Raw genomic sequence first — 14,997 nt, forward strand, 5'->3', positions numbered from 1 at the left:
ATTTATTTTTTTCTAGCAATTTGTGCCATTAATTCTGCTTCTGCAACTAATTTTCCATTTGCATAAGCATAAGCCTGCATATGACAAATTCCTCTTCTTATGGGAGTAATTAATTCCGCTTTAAAAATTAATGTATCCCCTGGTAAAACTTTTTGTTTAAATTTAACTTTATCCATTTTCATGAAATATGTTAAATAATTTTCCGGGTCAGGAACAGTACTTAACACTAAAATTCCACCACATTGCGCCATCGCTTCAACTTGTAAAACTCCTGGCATCACTGGCGAACCAGGAAAATGACCTATGAAAAAACCTTCATTCATAGTAACATTTTTCATACCAACAACGTGTTTATCTGAAAGCTCTATAATTCTATCTACCAATAAAAAAGGTGGTCTATGAGGAAGAATATCCATAATTTGATGAATATCTAATAAAGGTGGTAAATTTAAGTCATATTGCGGAACATAATTTCTCTTTTCTGCTTTTATGATTTTTGCCAATTTCTTAGCAAACTGGGTATTTATTAAATGACCTGGTTTATTTGCAATTACTTTACCCTTTATACGTATTCCAATTAAAGCTAAATCACCAATAACATCTAATAATTTATGACGAGCTGCTTCATTTGCCCAATGCAAAGTTAAGTTGTCTAAAATCCCATTTGGCTTTACAGCAATATCATCTTTTTTAAATGCTTTCTTTAATTTTTGCATTGTACTTTCTGATAATTCTTTATCAACATATACAATTGCATTATTTAAATCTCCTCCTTTAATTAAATCATTTTCTAACAGCATTTCAATTTCATGCAAAAAACTGAATGTTCTTGCATCTGCAATTTCTTCTTTAAATTCAGAAATATGATCTAAAGTAGCATTTTGAGTTCCCAATATTTTGGTACCAAAATCTACCATCGTCGTTACTTGATATTCATCAGAAGGCATTAAAATAATTTCACTTCCTGTTTTTTCATCTCTATATGAAATAACTTCTTTCACAACGTATTCTTCGATGTATGCATCTTGTTCCTCTAAACCCGCTTTTTCTAAAGCTTCAACAAAATATTTAGATGAACCATCCATTATTGGTGGTTCTGAAGCATCAATTTCTATTAATAAATTATCAATATCTAAACCAACTGCTGCTGCTAAAACATGCTCTGAAGTTTGAATTTTAACACCATTTTTCTCAAGATTTGTTCCTCTTTGAGTAGTTACAACATACTCCGCTTTTGCTTCTATAGTTGGAGAGCCTTCAAGGTCTACTCTACTAAAAGCAAAACCATGATTTATAGGAGCCGGTTTTAATGTCATTGATACAGTATTACCCGTGTGTAAACCTACACCCGATAAAGTAATTTCTGATTTTATAGTCTTTTGTTTCTTAATCATATTTATTGATTTTGAGCATTCAATTCTTTTTCAATTTTATGAACCGATGCTGCAATCTTTGGTAAATTTCTAAAATAAACGTATGATTTGCTGTAATCTGAATATTTCATTGCTGGCGTACCTTGGACCTTTTCTCCATCTTTTAAATTTTTGGTAATTCCAGATTGACCTTGAATTTTCACATTATTACCAATAATTAAATGCCCCGCAAAACCAACTTGCCCGCCAATCATACAATTTTCTCCTATTTTGGTTGAACCCGCAATACCTGTTTGTGCAGCAATTACCGTGTTTTTTCCAATTTCTACATTATGCGCAATTTGTATTTGGTTGTCTAACTTTACACCTTCTCTAATAATAGTTGAACCTAAAGTTGCTCTGTCTATTGTTGATGCAGCACCTATATCTACATGATCTTCTATAATTACATTTCCTATTTGCGGAATTGCTTTATATTCTCCCGCTCCATTCGGCGCAAAACCAAAACCATCAGAACCAATTATACATCCTGAATGAATTTTACAATGATTTCCTATTTGTGTTTCTGAATAAATTTTAACTCCAGAAAAAATAACACAATGATCACCAATAATACTATTATCGCCTATATAACAGTTAGGATAAATTTTAACATTAGCACCAATGATAACATTCTCTCCAATGTAAGAAAAGGCACCTATATATTCATCATCACCAATTTCTGCTGAATCAGCTATAAATTGAGGCGCTTCCCTGCCCATCTTATTATTCTTTACTTCATTATAAAATTCTAATAATTTAGAAAAAGATTTATAAGCATTTTCTACTTTTATTAAAGTTGTAGCAATTTGTTTTTCTGGCTGAAAAGTTTTATCGACGATAGCAATAGAAGCATTTGTTGTGTACAAAAAAGGATTGTACTTGGGGTTCGATAAAAAAGTTAAAGACCCTTTCTCTCCCTCTTCTATTTTTGATAGCTTAGAAACTTCTTCATCAGGATTACCGACTACTTCTCCTTCTAAAATATCTGCTATTTGTTGTGCTGTAAATTTCATTAAACGCAAAAGTATAAAAATTATAGCTATTTGGCTAATATCATTTTACTTTGGATAGCAAATAAAATGTTTTATTACAGGTTTTGTTAAGGCTTGTATATTGAATTGATCAGATGCTTTGGCGATATCTTTTAACTTTCCTTTTTTATTTAAGATAAATATTGGTTTTTCTGAATTATAAGCTTGATTTTTAATTTCTTGCGAAAAAACAAAGGAATTAGTTTCTTCTTCAGATAAATTTAATTTCTTTGAATACTTGCTTATTTTTTTATTGATTTGATCAACATCAAAAGCATCTTTCTGAATTTCAATGCGTAGTAATTTTCTATCAACAATCATTTGAGACAGTAAAGAAAGTACTTTATCTTCATGGTTTGTCCATTCTTTTATGGCTGATAAAATATCATAATCATCTAATTTAGAAAACATTTCTAAAGTTTCATCTGTAAAATTATCTTGATTTATTTCATTGTATAAAAAATATCTTAAAGAAGTACTTGCGAACAATTCATCTCCTTTTTCTGCTAATTCTTTAGCTCGTAGTAAAACATTTACCAACATATGTTCTGCCACCAAACCTGTTTTATGCAAGTATACTTGCCAATACATTAATCTTCTAGCAATCAAAAATTTCTCTACAGAATAAATTCCCTTTTGTTCAATCACTAATTGATCGTCATTAACATTCATCATAACGATTAATCTGTCTGATGAAATATTGCCTTCCGTAACTCCAGTGTAAAAACTATCTCTTTTTAAATAATCTAATCTATCAATATCTAATTGACTAGAAATAAGTTGATAAAAAAATTTACGATGATAATTTCCTTCAAATATTTCAATTGCTAAATCTAATTTTCCATCAAATTCATCATTTAACTTTTTCATGAATTTTAATGAAATTTCTTCATGTGAAATTCCATGCACAATACTATGCTCTAAAGCATGAGAGAATGCTCCATGACCAATATCATGCAACAAAATAGCAATGCATAAAGCTTTTTCTTCTTCCTTCGTAATTTCAATTTGCTTAAATCTTAAAACTCTTATGGCTTTTTGCATTAAATGTATGCATCCTAAAGCATGATGAAAACGTGTATGATTTGCTCCAGGATACACCAAATTTGAAAAACCCATTTGTGAAATCCTTCTTAAACGCTGAAAATAAGGATGTTCTATTATGTCAAAAATTAACGAATTCGGAATTTGAATAAACCCATAAATTGGATCATTTAAAATTTTTAATTTATTTGGTGTTTGTCTCTTCAAAAGATGGGTTTTATCAATGTATCGCAAAATACAAACATTATTTTTTTTGGCAATATTTTATCATTTTAAAAGAACAAAAAATATAACAAAACAGTACTTTTAACGTTAAATGTTAAAATTTAAAGGAAGTTTATGAGCAGCATACAGATTTTATGGGTTGATGATGAAATTGAATTACTAAAACCTCACATTCTTTTTTTAGAGCGTAAAAATTACAAGGTAACCACTTGCACAAACGGGGCTGATGCTATTGATTTAGTAGATGAAGAAAATTTTGATATTGTCTTTTTAGATGAAAACATGCCTGGTTTAACAGGTTTAGATACACTAGCAGAAATTAAACAAAAACAGGCTAATTTACCTGTTGTAATGATTACTAAGAGCGAGGAAGAATATATTATGGAAGAGGCCATTGGCTCTAAAATTGCAGACTATTTAATTAAACCTGTAAACCCTAGTCAGATTCTGTTGAGTTTGAAAAAAAACTTAGACCATTCTCGCTTAATTTCTGAAAAAACCACTTCTAGTTATCAACAAGAATTTAGGAAAATCTCTACGGATTTAGCAATGGTAAACAGCTATGAAGATTGGATTGAACTTTACAAAAAATTAGTTCATTGGGAATTAGAATTAGAAAACATTAGCGATTCTGGAATGTTGGGTATTTTAGAAAGTCAGAAACAAGAAGCGAATAATCAGTTTTTTAAATTCATCAAAAGAAATTATGAGGATTTTTTAACCGCACATGATAGACCTACTTTTTCTAATACTTTATTTAAAGACTATGTGGTTCCAGAACTGAGTAAAGAAAAAGGAGTTTTATGGATTATAATTGATAATTTAAGATATGATCAATACAGAATTTTAGAACCTCTTATTAATAGCTATTACAAAAAAGAGCAAGAATATTCTTATTTTTCCATTTTACCTACTGCTACTCAATATGCTAGAAATGCAATTTTTTCTGGTTTAATGCCATCGGAAATGGAAAAACGTTATCCTAATTTCTGGAAAAATGACACTGATGAAGGTGGAATGAATCTCTTTGAAAATGATTTTTTAACTGCTCAAATTAAAAGATTAAATTTAGATATAAAACATGAATATTATAAAATAACCAATTTAAAAAGTGGAAAGGAGTTAGCAGATAATTTTAACGGTACAAAACAAAATGACTTAACTGCCGTGGTTTACAACTTTGTTGATATGTTGTCTCATTCTAAAACCGAAATGGAAGTGATTAAAGAATTGGCGGGAGATGATAAAGCTTACAGAAGCTTGACTTTAAGTTGGTTTAAAAATTCACCTTTATTTGAAATTATACAAAAAGCACAACAGCTAGGTCAGAAATTAATAATTACTACAGATCATGGGACTATTAATTGCAAACACCCCACAAAAGTAGTTGGCGATAAAAACATCAGCTCAAACTTGCGTTATAAAACTGGTAAAAGCTTGTCTTATGAGGAGAAAGATGTGTATGCAGTTAGAAACCCTAAAGATATTTTCTTACCAACTGTTGCTATGAATAGTCCATTTATTTTCGCGAAAGAAGATCTGTTTTTTGCGTATCCAAACAATTTTAATCATTTTGTAAAATACTATAAAAACACCTATCAACATGGAGGTGTATCTCTTGAAGAAATGATTATTCCATGCGCTGTTTATAGCCCTAAATAGTAAGATCATTCTAATACTAACAAAGAAAATAAACCTATACTCTTTAAAAAAATTGTTCTCTCACAGTTCTTTGTGATAACAATTTTAATAGACACATAAAACAAGAATAGTTGATATCATTTTTTTTTACTAAAATCAAAAGTTATTTTAGTAAAACAATCTATTTTTGCAATATGAATAAAAACTATTCTTTAGAGGATTTATCATCTATTGCTGCCATAATTATCTCATCAGTGAAAATTAAAACATTATTGTTTTATGGACAAATGGGTGTTGGAAAAACTACATTAATTAAAGAAATTTGTAAACAATTAAGTGTTTTAGACAATATTTCTTCTCCTACTTTTTCATTGGTAAATGAATATAAAACATCATCAGACCAAAAAGTTTTTCACTTTGATTTTTATAGAATTACGAATGAAGAAGAAGCATTAGACATGGGGATTGAAGAATATTTTTACAATAATGATTGGTGTTTAATTGAATGGCCTGAAAATATTGAAAATTTACTACCTTTAGATGCTGTTGAAATTCATCTTACAACTTTAGATAATGGAAAACGCAATATGCAATTAAAATAACCAAACTATGAGTCAATTTTCTCCTTTTAGTAAAGAAGAGTTATTACCACAAGCAGAAATGCTAGAAATCAAAAAACAAAAAGGAGAACTATTTATCGGCCTTCCAAAAGAAACTTATTTAGGTGAAAAGCGAGTTTGCTTAACGCCAGATGCAGTAACGGCATTAACTTCTCATGGTCACAGAATTGTTGTAGAAACGGGTGCAGGCGATGGCGCAAATTATACCGACAAAGAATATTCTGAAGCTGGTGCAAAAATTTCTTATGATCTTAAAGAAGCTTTTAAATGTAATATTGTTTTAAAAGTAGCTCCTCCAACAGAAAAGGAAATTGAATATATAAATCCACAAACCATATTAATTTCTTCACTTCAGTTAAAAACACAATCTAAAAATTACTTTGAAAGTTTAGCAAAAAAAAGAATTACAGCAGTGGCTTTTGATTTTATAAAAGATGAACACGAAACCTACCCTATTGTAAAATCGTTGAGTGAAATTGCGGGTACAGCTTCTATTTTAATTGCTGGTGAATTAATGAGCGGCGTAAATAAAGGAAATGGACTGTTATTTGGCAATATAGGTGGAGTTCCACCAACAAGTGTGGTTATTTTTGGAGCTGGAACTGTTGGCGAATATGCCGCAAGAACTGCCATAGGATTGGGAGCAAGAGTTAAAGTTTTTGATAATTCTATTACCAAACTTCGTAAACTACAAAATTGTTTAAATGCGCCTATTTATACGTCCACTTTGCAGCCAAAATCAATTACAAAAGCATTAATGAGATGTGATGTTGCTATTGGTGCCATAAGAGGTAAAAATAGATCTCCAATTATCGCTACCGAAATGATGGTTGAGCAAATGAAAGAAGGTGCTATTATTGTTGATGTAAGTATAGATAGAGGTGGATGTTTTGAAACTTCTAATGTAACCACTCATCTTACACCAACTTTTGTAAAACATGGAATAATACATTATTGTGTACCAAATATTCCTGCGCGTTATGCTAGAACCGCATCTTTGTCTATTAGTAATATTTTGACTCCATATTTATTAAATATTGCTGAAGAAGGTGGTTTTGAAAATGCCGCCCGCTTTGATAAAAGCTTACGAAATGGCATGTATTTTTATCACGGAATTTTAACAAACAAAACAGTTGGTGATTGGTTTGATTTACCTTTTAGAGATATTAATTTATTGATTCTTTAAGAATTTAAAGCAAAAAAAATACTTAAATTTGAAAAGTTTATTATGGTAAACATCAAGAAATAAAATCGTCTTATCTTCAGAAAATAGCCTCAAAAAAAGGTAACTTTACAATTCAAATTTTGACAATGCTTTTAAAAAGAATAGGGTATTATTTAGTTGGTTTATCATTAGGGTCTATTGGTGTTTATTTTTTTTGGCAAAAGAAACAAGCTACTTTCGACTATGGAATGGATGCGAGGACTTTAAAAACTATTAGAATTAAAAAAAGAGTTTTTTCTGATGAAGCTAAAAGCACTATGGAAAAATTTAATATTGATACTTTAAAAATTTCCACAATTTTGTATTCCGGTGATGTTGATTTTGGAAAAGGAAATCCAAGAGAAAAACCTTGTGCTGAATATTATATTACAGGTGAAAATGAGTTAGAGAACATACATCTATATGTAAAACGGTGCGATTCCACTTCAACTATTGAAAAAATAATTATTGATTAAAATTGATTCTTTTTTAGAAATGAGATTTAAAATTGATTGTAAAGTCTAAATCCTTTTACTTTTTTGTTTTTAAGGTATTCATTATTCTTAATCACAATCGGAAAAACATTTATCAATTTCAAGTTAATTATTATTTTGATAATAATGTTGTTCAATTTTATCAACATTTTTAATGGTTTTCCTTACCCAATCCAAATACAAAATTTCTTTTTCTTCTTCAGATAATTTCCAATCAACATTAGACATCCTCAATTTTGTAGTAACATCTTGCAAGATAATTGCAGCGGCAACAGAAATATTTAAACTCTCTGTAAAACCAACCATTGGTATTTTTAAAAAACCATCTGCATTATCTTTTACATACTTAGAAACCCCTTCTGCTTCAACTCCAAAAACAAATGCTGATTTCTTGGTAACATCAAAATCCTGCAAAAGACAAGAGTTGTTATGAGGTGTTGTTGCTATGATTTGATATCCTTTTTCTCTTAAAGTATTTAAACAAATTTGTGTATTATTCGCATCTGATTTATACCGTTTTGAAGTTATCCATTTTTGAGAACCTTTTGCAACATGCCTAGAAACCTTATTTGTATATTTATTTTCAATGACATGAACATCTTGAATACCAAAAATATCACATGTTCTTATAACTGCGCTTGCATTATGTGGTTGAAAAATATCCTCTAAAACAACTGTAAAATGACGCGTTCTATCTTCTAAAACTTTTTTAAAGAGTGCTTTTCTATTCTCTGTTAAATAACCTTCAAAATATTTTAATAATTTTTCATCCATCATAAAATATAAATTTAGTAAAAAAATAAGTCCTTAATTACTCTGATTTAGATTAAAACTTAATTGATGTTTCAAATTTGTGTTTTTTAATTTAAAAAGTCCTAACCTAATAACACATCTTGTCATTGATAAAAAAAAAGTTGTTTTAAAAATAGTATGAATTTCTATTAAAGCGAAATTAAAACTCTTGGAAATTAATAAAATTATTAAGATAGACACTATCTAAATAGTAGCCTTTTAAAATGAATAATTTAAGTTATGGTTGAAAGCAGCACATTTACATAGTAAAGAAATTTGTGTTTTTTAATAGAATTATAATAGGTCTAACCGCTTCATTAACTCCTTTCTTTTAGAACGACTAACAGGCACTAAATCTTTTTTGATTAATACACTGTTGTCTTCTATATCTATAATTTTCTTAACATTAATAAGATAAGAGCGATGTACTTTTAAGAATAAAGAATCAGGTAATTTTTCTTCTATCTTTTTTAATGTAGAATGCACAACATAATTTCCATCTTCCGTCTTAATATGAATGTAATCTCCTTTCGCTTCAATTAAGTATATACTATGCAAATCAATTTTTATTAATCTTCTATCTATATTAACATAAAATTCGTTTATGAGGTCAAGTTCACTTTTTTGACTTGTTTGCCTCTGAAAAAAGAGTTGTGTTTCTACTTTCTTTATTGCCTTTTCAAAACGCTGTAACTCGATAGGTTTTAATAGATAATCAACAATAAAATCGTATTCAAAAGCTTTTATTGCGAACTGAGGGTCTGAAGTAGTGAAAATTATTTTAGGTGGATTTTTTATGGTTTTAACAAAATCTAATCCACTAAAATTTGGCATATGAATATCTAAAAAAACAAGATCAACTTTATGCTCGTTCAAGTATTTAATTGCTTGAATAGCATTTGAAAATTCATGAACAAGGTTTAATGAGTTTACTTGATCGCAAAGAGTTTTTATAATAACTCTTGCCATTTTTTCATCATCTATAATAATACAATCCATAGTGTGGGGCTAAATAGTTAACAAATATTCAGAAATAACTTTTAAAATTTTATCAAAATCTTGATGTTCTTTTAAATCTAATTGATTTTCTCGAAGATTATGCTCAAATTTATTTGCTTGAGCGTACCCTTTTTCTAGTCCTAGGATACTAAATTTATGTTTAATTCTATGAACATTATCTTCGATTCTTTTAAAATCCTTAATCTCTATACTACTAAAGTAGTCTCTTATTTCATCAGGGAATTCAGTTTTTATGACACCTATCAAAGTTTTCTTTATGGATTCTTCCCCTCTAGCAAGTTGTTCTATATACTTTAAATTTGGTTGTTCCATGTTTGTTTTTTTATTTTAAAATAAAAAATAGTTTCTACATTTGGTAAAGATTCTAACCAAATTTGCCCTTCGTAAGTTTCTATAATTTTCTTAACAATTGACAAACCAATGCCTGTAGACTTATAATCATTTTCTAGTTTTTGGAAAGCTATAAATATTTTATCAAAATACTGTTCTTCTATTCCTTTTCCATTGTCTTTTATGATAAATTGCCAAAATTCATCTTGTTCAGAACAACGAATCTCTACAAAACCACCTGTTTCTTTATCATTAAATTTAATTGCATTATAAATTAAATGGCGAAATAATAATTCTAGTCGATACTGATCTCTTTTGATAATAGGTAATTTTCTAGGAACAGAAATTATAACGCCTTTTGGATTCTCAAAAGTTAATATAAGATCATTAATTAATACATTTAAATCCACTTCATAGATTTCTTTTTCTACTTTACCAATGGAAATATATTCTGAAATTCCAAAGATTAATGTATCTATTTTTTCAATATTCTCTCTTATATGATTTATAATTTCTCTTCCTCCTTCTCCTAAAACTTCGAAATAATCTTGTTTTATCCAAGTTGTTAAAGCATCAATACTCTGCACAGGTGATTTCAAATCATGAGAGACCATATGTGCATATTCATTTAACTCTTGATTTTGTCGCTCTAAATTTGATACAAGCTTATCTTTCTGTTTATTTATTTCTATTAACTCTCTTGTTTGATTATCTATAAAATCGACTAATTTTAAAGAATCTTTAGTTTCTAATTGAAGGTTTTCTTTAAGACCATAGAAATTTAATGTATTTATTACATTATTAAGCTTCTCTATGATTTTTTTTTGAGATTCCGACTCCTCTTTTAATTGTTGATTGGAATTAAAAAGTTCTTCAGAACTTATAGATGCCGCCCTTTGAAGTCTCGAGAACTGATCTTCTGAAGTTGCATAAGATCTATCTACGGCATCTAAAAAAGCATGCAAATCTTTATTAGATTGCAAATCTTTAGGTAAATATTTTCTTAATTGTCTTTTTAAAAGAGGGTTCATCATTCACTAATTAAGGTAATAGCCATAGTTTGGTTGTGAAGTTGACAGTTCTTTTCTCCGTTAAACGGAACTATTTCTCCATAGGAATAGAAACCTAAAATTGTTGTTTCTTTATCTAAAACTTCTTCTACTTCTTCTATTTCTTCTTCTACTCTTTGGTCTAAAACTAATTTTCTACCAAAACAACTTACTAAAATTGCTAATTCTGGTTTGTTCTTTCTTAACTCTAAAGCACTTACAGCAGCAATCTCTGCCGCAGTTACGATGCTATCTACATTTGTCATCATTAACTGAACTTTAGAACCTTCTAATATATCACCCGCTAATAGCATTGAGTTATTTTCGTCATTAATATTTAAAATGGTTCTTACAATTGATTTTTTTTCATCTGTAGATTTCACTTTTAATGGATACAATAATGCTGCACTAGGTAATTCTTTAGATTTTTCTCCTAAATAAGTCTTGTATAAATTTAATGCTGGTTTACCATCTAATTCAAATAAAATATTATTTTTTGATTTCGTTACTACTCTTTCGGGTCCAAAAGGTGTCCAGCCTCCATTTGATGCAAAAGTTACTTCTAAGGTCTCACCATAAAAACCAATAGCAACTATTTTTCCTTCCTTCGGATTTTCATTATAAGATGACAATGTAGTGTCAAATCTCACTCCATCTCCGCACAAAGCGCCAGTTATAAAAAGACGATCTTTGGAAGCAAAATTCATACCTTTAGTAAGTTGACTTCCGTTGGTATAACTTCCATCAGCAACAACAAAGGCATATTTTAAATCTTTTTTCGGTAATTTTAAAATTAATTCTTTACCTGTTTTAAAACTATCAATTTGAGCGTTAGAATTTAAAACATTTGCTGTTTTAATTAAAAATTTACTCTTTTCAAATTCTATTGCAGTAATAGTTATACTTTCATCATCAACAGATTTTGAGATTATATTTCCAGAAGTTGAACCAAAAACTATATGACCGTCTTTAAAAATATCTCTAACTTCATTAAAAATATTTTTTTCTTGCAACATAAATCTATTACCAAATACTAAAACTAGAGGATCTTTTAAAGTAATCTCTTCTGTTAAATACTCAAATTTTTGATTTTTATTTTTTTTTAATTGTACGGTTTTCATTTTTAAGAAACGTTTTCTTTCCCAGTATATCTATATTGTTCTTGTTTTTTTTGTGAATAATATATTCTAAAATAACTTCAGATTAATCTTTTTGAATAACGAATCTCACTTCTGTTCCGTCCTCTTTTATTTTTTGAAGCTCAATTTTTGCTGTAGAATTAAAGTGTGAAAAAGTTTTATTCATTAAACCTAGACCAAAATGATGCATAGCTCTACTAGACTTATAAATCATGATTAAAGAATTTTTATGTTTTTCTTCTACAATAAAAGTCGGCAACTCTGCATCTGGGTATATTTTTTTAACCTCTATATGAATGTGATTCTCTATAGATGCAAGCATTTCTATAGGATCTTTAAAAGAAGCCAATAAGCCGGGATAACTCTTTTCTATCACCGAAAAAAAATGCTCACCATATATAAGTAAAAGGCTATCAACTGAAATGGTTGTGTTCTTACTTAAATTTTGCAATAATTGCAGCATTTCTGAAAAGCTATAAGTACCTATGGTTGTATATATTCCGTTAGATTCTAGTTGAGCTTCAGAAATTATTTTGTCTACCATTTCTAAACCAAACTTATCTTCAACAAGTTCTAAAAATTCAGTGAAAACAATTCCTTTCATACTGTTTTATAATTTTCTTAATTCATTTATACTCCAATAAACTAAAACACTTTCAATTTTTTTAACATAATCCTCATATTTTAAAGGTTTTAAAATATAGCCAGAAATGCCTTCTCTATAGCATTCTAATAAATCTTTTTCATTACTTGATGTAGTTAAAATAACGGTAGGAATGTGTTTTAAGTAACTCTCTTTTTTTAAGATTTTAAGAAACTCAATACCATTAATTTTAGGCATATTTAAATCTAGTAATATTATATCTGGTAAATTAGTTCTATCCTCCTCTAACAAAATTAAAGCTTCTTCACCGTTTTTTGCTTCGTGAAGAATATGATCTAATTTTAAAAATGAAATTGTTCTTTTCATCTTCATAACTTCGATTAAGTTATCTTCGACCAATAAAATTTTTAATTTTTTTTCCATTCCATTTTATGAGTTGATTTTTTTCATTTTACAAGATAAAGTTTATAAAAAATAAATTCTAATAAATAATGATGATAGACAACTTTAAGATGTTTAAATACCATAAAGTATCGATGAAATGTATTTTTTAGTCAACGAGTGTGTTTCACAAAAGGATATAAAAACACACCATATTTATAAATTAAATTAACTAATTATAGTATTAAAATATTCAAAAATTTCTCCTTTTGAAATCGAACTTCCTTTTTCAATTAAATCGAAAATTTCTAGATTTCTTTCGAAGTTATAAGGTTTTGAACCTTTAAAAATATCCACAGAGTTATCCATTGGATTTTTCATCAGCCACTCAAAACCTTTTTGCTCTAATAGGTTAATATCCCAATTTACTTTAATAGCAACTCTATGTATCTCATTATCATCACATTTAAATAAGTTCACTGAAGTTTTTGAGAAATGTTCTGCATAATTGGTTTTTGATAAAACATCATCCCAAACGATATCAGAAAAAACATTCATTTGATCTTCTGCGATACTTAATTTTTCTTTTTTTATTTGGGTCCATTCTTTAACATCTATACTTTGAGATGCTAAAAACTGTGAAAATTCTGCATGTAAACTTTCAAATTGTTCTTTAGTAAGTTGTCTGTATTTCATTTTAAAGTAAAAAGTTGATAATATGAACTAAAGCTTTAGATAGTAATCTGTTATTCCAAAAGTAAGAAAAGTAATACTATAAAAATACTTAAAAAAAAGGTTTAGACTTTCACTTATCTTAAGTAAAATATAAATACTGAACCTTTGGTTAAATTTAAAAAGCCCGTTATTTCTAACGAGCTTTTTAATAAAAAATTTTAAGAGAGTTACTATTCAGCAACCACTTCAAAAATAATATCTGCAACTACTGCTCTGTGTAATCTTACAGAAGCCTCGTATTTACCTAATCTTTTAACAGAACCACCAACAACTTTGATAAATTTCTTATCTAATTCTGTTCCTGCTTTTGCTAATGCTGCTGCTAAATCTATGTTGTTCACAGAACCAAATAACTTGTCTCCTGAACCTGTTTTAGATGCAATCTTAATTTCGTATCCTTTAATTGTTTCTGCTAATTTATTAGCGTCTTCAATTAATTTAGCTTCTTTATAAGCACGTTGTTTTAAATTCTCTGCTAAAACTTTCTTTGCAGATGAAGTAGCTAAAACAGCTTGCCCTGTTGGGATTAAAAAGTTTCTACCATAACCGTTTTTCACAGATACAACATCATCTTTAAATCCTAAATTTTCTACGTCTTGTCTTAATATTAATTCCATATTCTACGTCTTTATTATTTTAACAAATCTCCAACGTAAGGCATTAACGCTAAATGACGCGCTCTTTTGATTGCTTGCGCAACTTTACGTTGATATTTTAATGATGTTCCTGTTAAACGTCTTGGTAAAATTTTACCTTGTTCGTTTACTAAATACATTAGGAAGTCTGCGTCTTTAAAATCGATATACTTAATATCTTTCTTTTTAAATCTACAGTATTTAGCTTCCTTTTTAGTGTCTATATCTAGTGGCGTTAAATATCTAACGTCAGCAGATTTACCACCTTTTGATTGTTGTTCTATTGTTGCCATTTTTTATTTTTTTGCAGATTTAACACGTTCCGTTCTGATTTTAGCCCAAGCTGCTGCATGTTTGTCTAATTTAACAGAAAGATATCGCATAACGCTATCATCTCTTCTAAACTCCAACTCATAAGCAGAAATTTCTTCTCCAGCTACTTTGAACTCTAATAAATGGTAAAAACCACTTTTTTTCTTTTGGATTGGGTATGCTAGCTTCTTTAAGCCCCAATCTTCTTTTGAGATCATTTCAGCTCCTTTGGAAACTAAATAATCTTCGAATTTTTGTACTGTCTCCTTTATCTGAGTATCAGATAAAACGGGATTCAAAATGAAAACAGTTTCGTAATGATTCAT

Annotated in this window: 18 protein-coding genes; 4 read left to right on the plus strand and 14 right to left on the minus strand. The window is 28.7% G+C overall.

Annotated features, from left to right (window positions below; genetic code table 11):
* Positions 1–2: 2 nt before the first annotated feature.
* Genes BLT88_RS08260 through BLT88_RS08270 form a run of 3 tightly spaced genes read right to left on the minus strand, consistent with a single transcriptional unit; the run spans position 3 to position 3,697 of the window.
* Positions 3–1,394 (minus strand): bifunctional UDP-3-O-[3-hydroxymyristoyl] N-acetylglucosamine deacetylase/3-hydroxyacyl-ACP dehydratase, encoded by a 1,392-nt coding sequence (locus BLT88_RS08260; protein WP_036786557.1) that lies wholly within the window; start codon positions 1,392–1,394, stop codon positions 3–5.
* A 2-nt stretch (positions 1,395–1,396) separates the two neighbouring features.
* Positions 1,397–2,428, minus strand: coding sequence for a UDP-3-O-(3-hydroxymyristoyl)glucosamine N-acyltransferase (gene lpxD / locus BLT88_RS08265; protein ID WP_036786560.1), 1,032 nt, complete (start codon positions 2,426–2,428; stop codon positions 1,397–1,399).
* 45 nt (positions 2,429–2,473) lie between these two features.
* Complete coding sequence (locus tag BLT88_RS08270) at positions 2,474–3,697, minus strand: HD domain-containing protein (protein WP_172824283.1); 1,224 nt, start codon at positions 3,695–3,697, stop codon at positions 2,474–2,476.
* A 132-nt stretch (positions 3,698–3,829) separates the two neighbouring features.
* Between BLT88_RS08270 and BLT88_RS08275 the strand changes: the two genes are divergently transcribed.
* The 4 genes from BLT88_RS08275 (at position 3,830) to BLT88_RS08290 (ending at position 7,656) form a co-directional block, all read left to right on the plus strand.
* Positions 3,830–5,377, plus strand: a complete 1,548-nt coding sequence (locus tag BLT88_RS08275; RefSeq protein ID WP_091954133.1) for a bifunctional response regulator/alkaline phosphatase family protein — start codon at positions 3,830–3,832, stop codon at positions 5,375–5,377.
* A gap of 173 nt (positions 5,378–5,550) precedes the next feature.
* On the plus strand, positions 5,551–5,958 hold the full coding sequence (gene tsaE / locus BLT88_RS08280; protein WP_036786564.1) for a tRNA (adenosine(37)-N6)-threonylcarbamoyltransferase complex ATPase subunit type 1 TsaE: 408 nt from the start codon (positions 5,551–5,553) through the stop codon (positions 5,956–5,958).
* 7 nt (positions 5,959–5,965) lie between these two features.
* Positions 5,966–7,162, plus strand: coding sequence for an alanine dehydrogenase (locus BLT88_RS08285; protein ID WP_036786566.1), 1,197 nt, complete (start codon positions 5,966–5,968; stop codon positions 7,160–7,162).
* 125 nt (positions 7,163–7,287) lie between these two features.
* A complete protein-coding gene (locus BLT88_RS08290) occupies positions 7,288–7,656 on the plus strand; it encodes a DUF4258 domain-containing protein (protein ID WP_091954134.1) in 369 nt (122 codons plus the stop codon).
* Positions 7,657–7,779: 123 nt separating this feature from the next.
* Here BLT88_RS08290 and BLT88_RS08295 read toward each other — a convergent pair whose 3' ends face one another.
* The 11 genes from BLT88_RS08295 to rpsF form a co-directional block, all read right to left on the minus strand.
* A complete protein-coding gene (locus BLT88_RS08295) occupies positions 7,780–8,451 on the minus strand; it encodes an RNA methyltransferase (RefSeq protein WP_091954136.1) in 672 nt (223 codons plus the stop codon).
* Positions 8,452–8,760: 309 nt separating this feature from the next.
* Positions 8,761–9,465: a LytTR family DNA-binding domain-containing protein gene (locus tag BLT88_RS08300; RefSeq protein WP_091954137.1), complete on the minus strand. Its 705-nt coding sequence runs from the start codon at positions 9,463–9,465 to the stop codon at positions 8,761–8,763.
* A 9-nt stretch (positions 9,466–9,474) separates the two neighbouring features.
* On the minus strand, positions 9,475–9,798 hold the full coding sequence (locus tag BLT88_RS08305) for an Hpt domain-containing protein (RefSeq protein ID WP_036786573.1): 324 nt from the start codon (positions 9,796–9,798) through the stop codon (positions 9,475–9,477).
* Complete coding sequence (locus BLT88_RS08310; protein ID WP_091955732.1) at positions 9,780–10,847, minus strand: ATP-binding protein; 1,068 nt, start codon at positions 10,845–10,847, stop codon at positions 9,780–9,782. The genes BLT88_RS08305 and BLT88_RS08310 overlap by 19 nt, the downstream gene beginning before the upstream one ends.
* Complete coding sequence (locus tag BLT88_RS08315; protein WP_091954139.1) at positions 10,847–11,986, minus strand: FIST signal transduction protein; 1,140 nt, start codon at positions 11,984–11,986, stop codon at positions 10,847–10,849. Before BLT88_RS08315 ends, BLT88_RS08310 begins: the two co-directional genes overlap by 1 nt.
* Before the next feature lie 82 nt (positions 11,987–12,068).
* Positions 12,069–12,608, minus strand: a complete 540-nt coding sequence (locus BLT88_RS08320; RefSeq protein ID WP_036786578.1) for a heme NO-binding domain-containing protein — start codon at positions 12,606–12,608, stop codon at positions 12,069–12,071.
* Positions 12,609–12,614: 6 nt separating this feature from the next.
* Positions 12,615–13,031 carry a response regulator gene (locus tag BLT88_RS08325; RefSeq protein WP_091954140.1) on the minus strand — a complete coding sequence of 139 codons (417 nt, stop codon included), beginning with the start codon at positions 13,029–13,031 and terminating at the stop codon, positions 12,615–12,617.
* A gap of 186 nt (positions 13,032–13,217) precedes the next feature.
* A complete protein-coding gene (locus BLT88_RS08330; RefSeq protein ID WP_091954142.1) occupies positions 13,218–13,685 on the minus strand; it encodes a DUF6495 family protein in 468 nt (155 codons plus the stop codon).
* A gap of 209 nt (positions 13,686–13,894) precedes the next feature.
* Positions 13,895–14,341: a 50S ribosomal protein L9 gene (rplI, locus tag BLT88_RS08335; protein ID WP_036786586.1), complete on the minus strand. Its 447-nt coding sequence runs from the start codon at positions 14,339–14,341 to the stop codon at positions 13,895–13,897.
* Between the two features lie 14 nt (positions 14,342–14,355).
* Positions 14,356–14,652, minus strand: coding sequence for a 30S ribosomal protein S18 (gene rpsR / locus BLT88_RS08340; RefSeq protein WP_036786587.1), 297 nt, complete (start codon positions 14,650–14,652; stop codon positions 14,356–14,358).
* 3 nt (positions 14,653–14,655) lie between these two features.
* Positions 14,656–14,997 (minus strand): 30S ribosomal protein S6, encoded by a 342-nt coding sequence (gene rpsF / locus BLT88_RS08345; RefSeq protein WP_036786589.1) that lies wholly within the window; start codon positions 14,995–14,997, stop codon positions 14,656–14,658.

Origin of the sequence: Polaribacter sp. Hel1_33_78, assembly GCF_900106075.1 — a bacterium.
In the GTDB taxonomy this organism is placed as follows: domain Bacteria; phylum Bacteroidota; class Bacteroidia; order Flavobacteriales; family Flavobacteriaceae; genus Polaribacter.

What these genes read in the sequence shown, in the direction of transcription:
- BLT88_RS08260 (WP_036786557.1), bottom strand. Translation starts at nt 1,394, where the DNA reads ATGATTAAGAAACAAAAGACTATAAAATCAGAAATTACTTTATCGGGT.
- lpxD (WP_036786560.1), bottom strand. Translation starts at nt 2,428, where the DNA reads ATGAAATTTACAGCACAACAAATAGCAGATATTTTAGAAGGAGAAGTA.
- BLT88_RS08275 (WP_091954133.1), top strand. Translation starts at nt 3,830, where the DNA reads ATGAGCAGCATACAGATTTTATGGGTTGATGATGAAATTGAATTACTA.
- tsaE (WP_036786564.1), top strand. Translation starts at nt 5,551, where the DNA reads ATGAATAAAAACTATTCTTTAGAGGATTTATCATCTATTGCTGCCATA.
- BLT88_RS08285 (WP_036786566.1), top strand. Translation starts at nt 5,966, where the DNA reads ATGAGTCAATTTTCTCCTTTTAGTAAAGAAGAGTTATTACCACAAGCA.
- BLT88_RS08290 (WP_091954134.1), top strand. Translation starts at nt 7,288, where the DNA reads ATGCTTTTAAAAAGAATAGGGTATTATTTAGTTGGTTTATCATTAGGG.
- BLT88_RS08295 (WP_091954136.1), bottom strand. Translation starts at nt 8,451, where the DNA reads ATGATGGATGAAAAATTATTAAAATATTTTGAAGGTTATTTAACAGAG.
- BLT88_RS08300 (WP_091954137.1), bottom strand. Translation starts at nt 9,465, where the DNA reads ATGGATTGTATTATTATAGATGATGAAAAAATGGCAAGAGTTATTATA.
- BLT88_RS08305 (WP_036786573.1), bottom strand. Translation starts at nt 9,798, where the DNA reads ATGGAACAACCAAATTTAAAGTATATAGAACAACTTGCTAGAGGGGAA.
- BLT88_RS08310 (WP_091955732.1), bottom strand. Translation starts at nt 10,847, where the DNA reads ATGAACCCTCTTTTAAAAAGACAATTAAGAAAATATTTACCTAAAGAT.
- BLT88_RS08315 (WP_091954139.1), bottom strand. Translation starts at nt 11,986, where the DNA reads ATGAAAACCGTACAATTAAAAAAAAATAAAAATCAAAAATTTGAGTAT.
- BLT88_RS08320 (WP_036786578.1), bottom strand. Translation starts at nt 12,608, where the DNA reads ATGAAAGGAATTGTTTTCACTGAATTTTTAGAACTTGTTGAAGATAAG.
- BLT88_RS08325 (WP_091954140.1), bottom strand. Translation starts at nt 13,031, where the DNA reads ATGGAAAAAAAATTAAAAATTTTATTGGTCGAAGATAACTTAATCGAA.
- BLT88_RS08330 (WP_091954142.1), bottom strand. Translation starts at nt 13,685, where the DNA reads ATGAAATACAGACAACTTACTAAAGAACAATTTGAAAGTTTACATGCA.
- rplI (WP_036786586.1), bottom strand. Translation starts at nt 14,341, where the DNA reads ATGGAATTAATATTAAGACAAGACGTAGAAAATTTAGGATTTAAAGAT.
- rpsR (WP_036786587.1), bottom strand. Translation starts at nt 14,652, where the DNA reads ATGGCAACAATAGAACAACAATCAAAAGGTGGTAAATCTGCTGACGTT.
- rpsF (WP_036786589.1), bottom strand. Translation starts at nt 14,997, where the DNA reads ATGAATCATTACGAAACTGTTTTCATTTTGAATCCCGTTTTATCTGAT.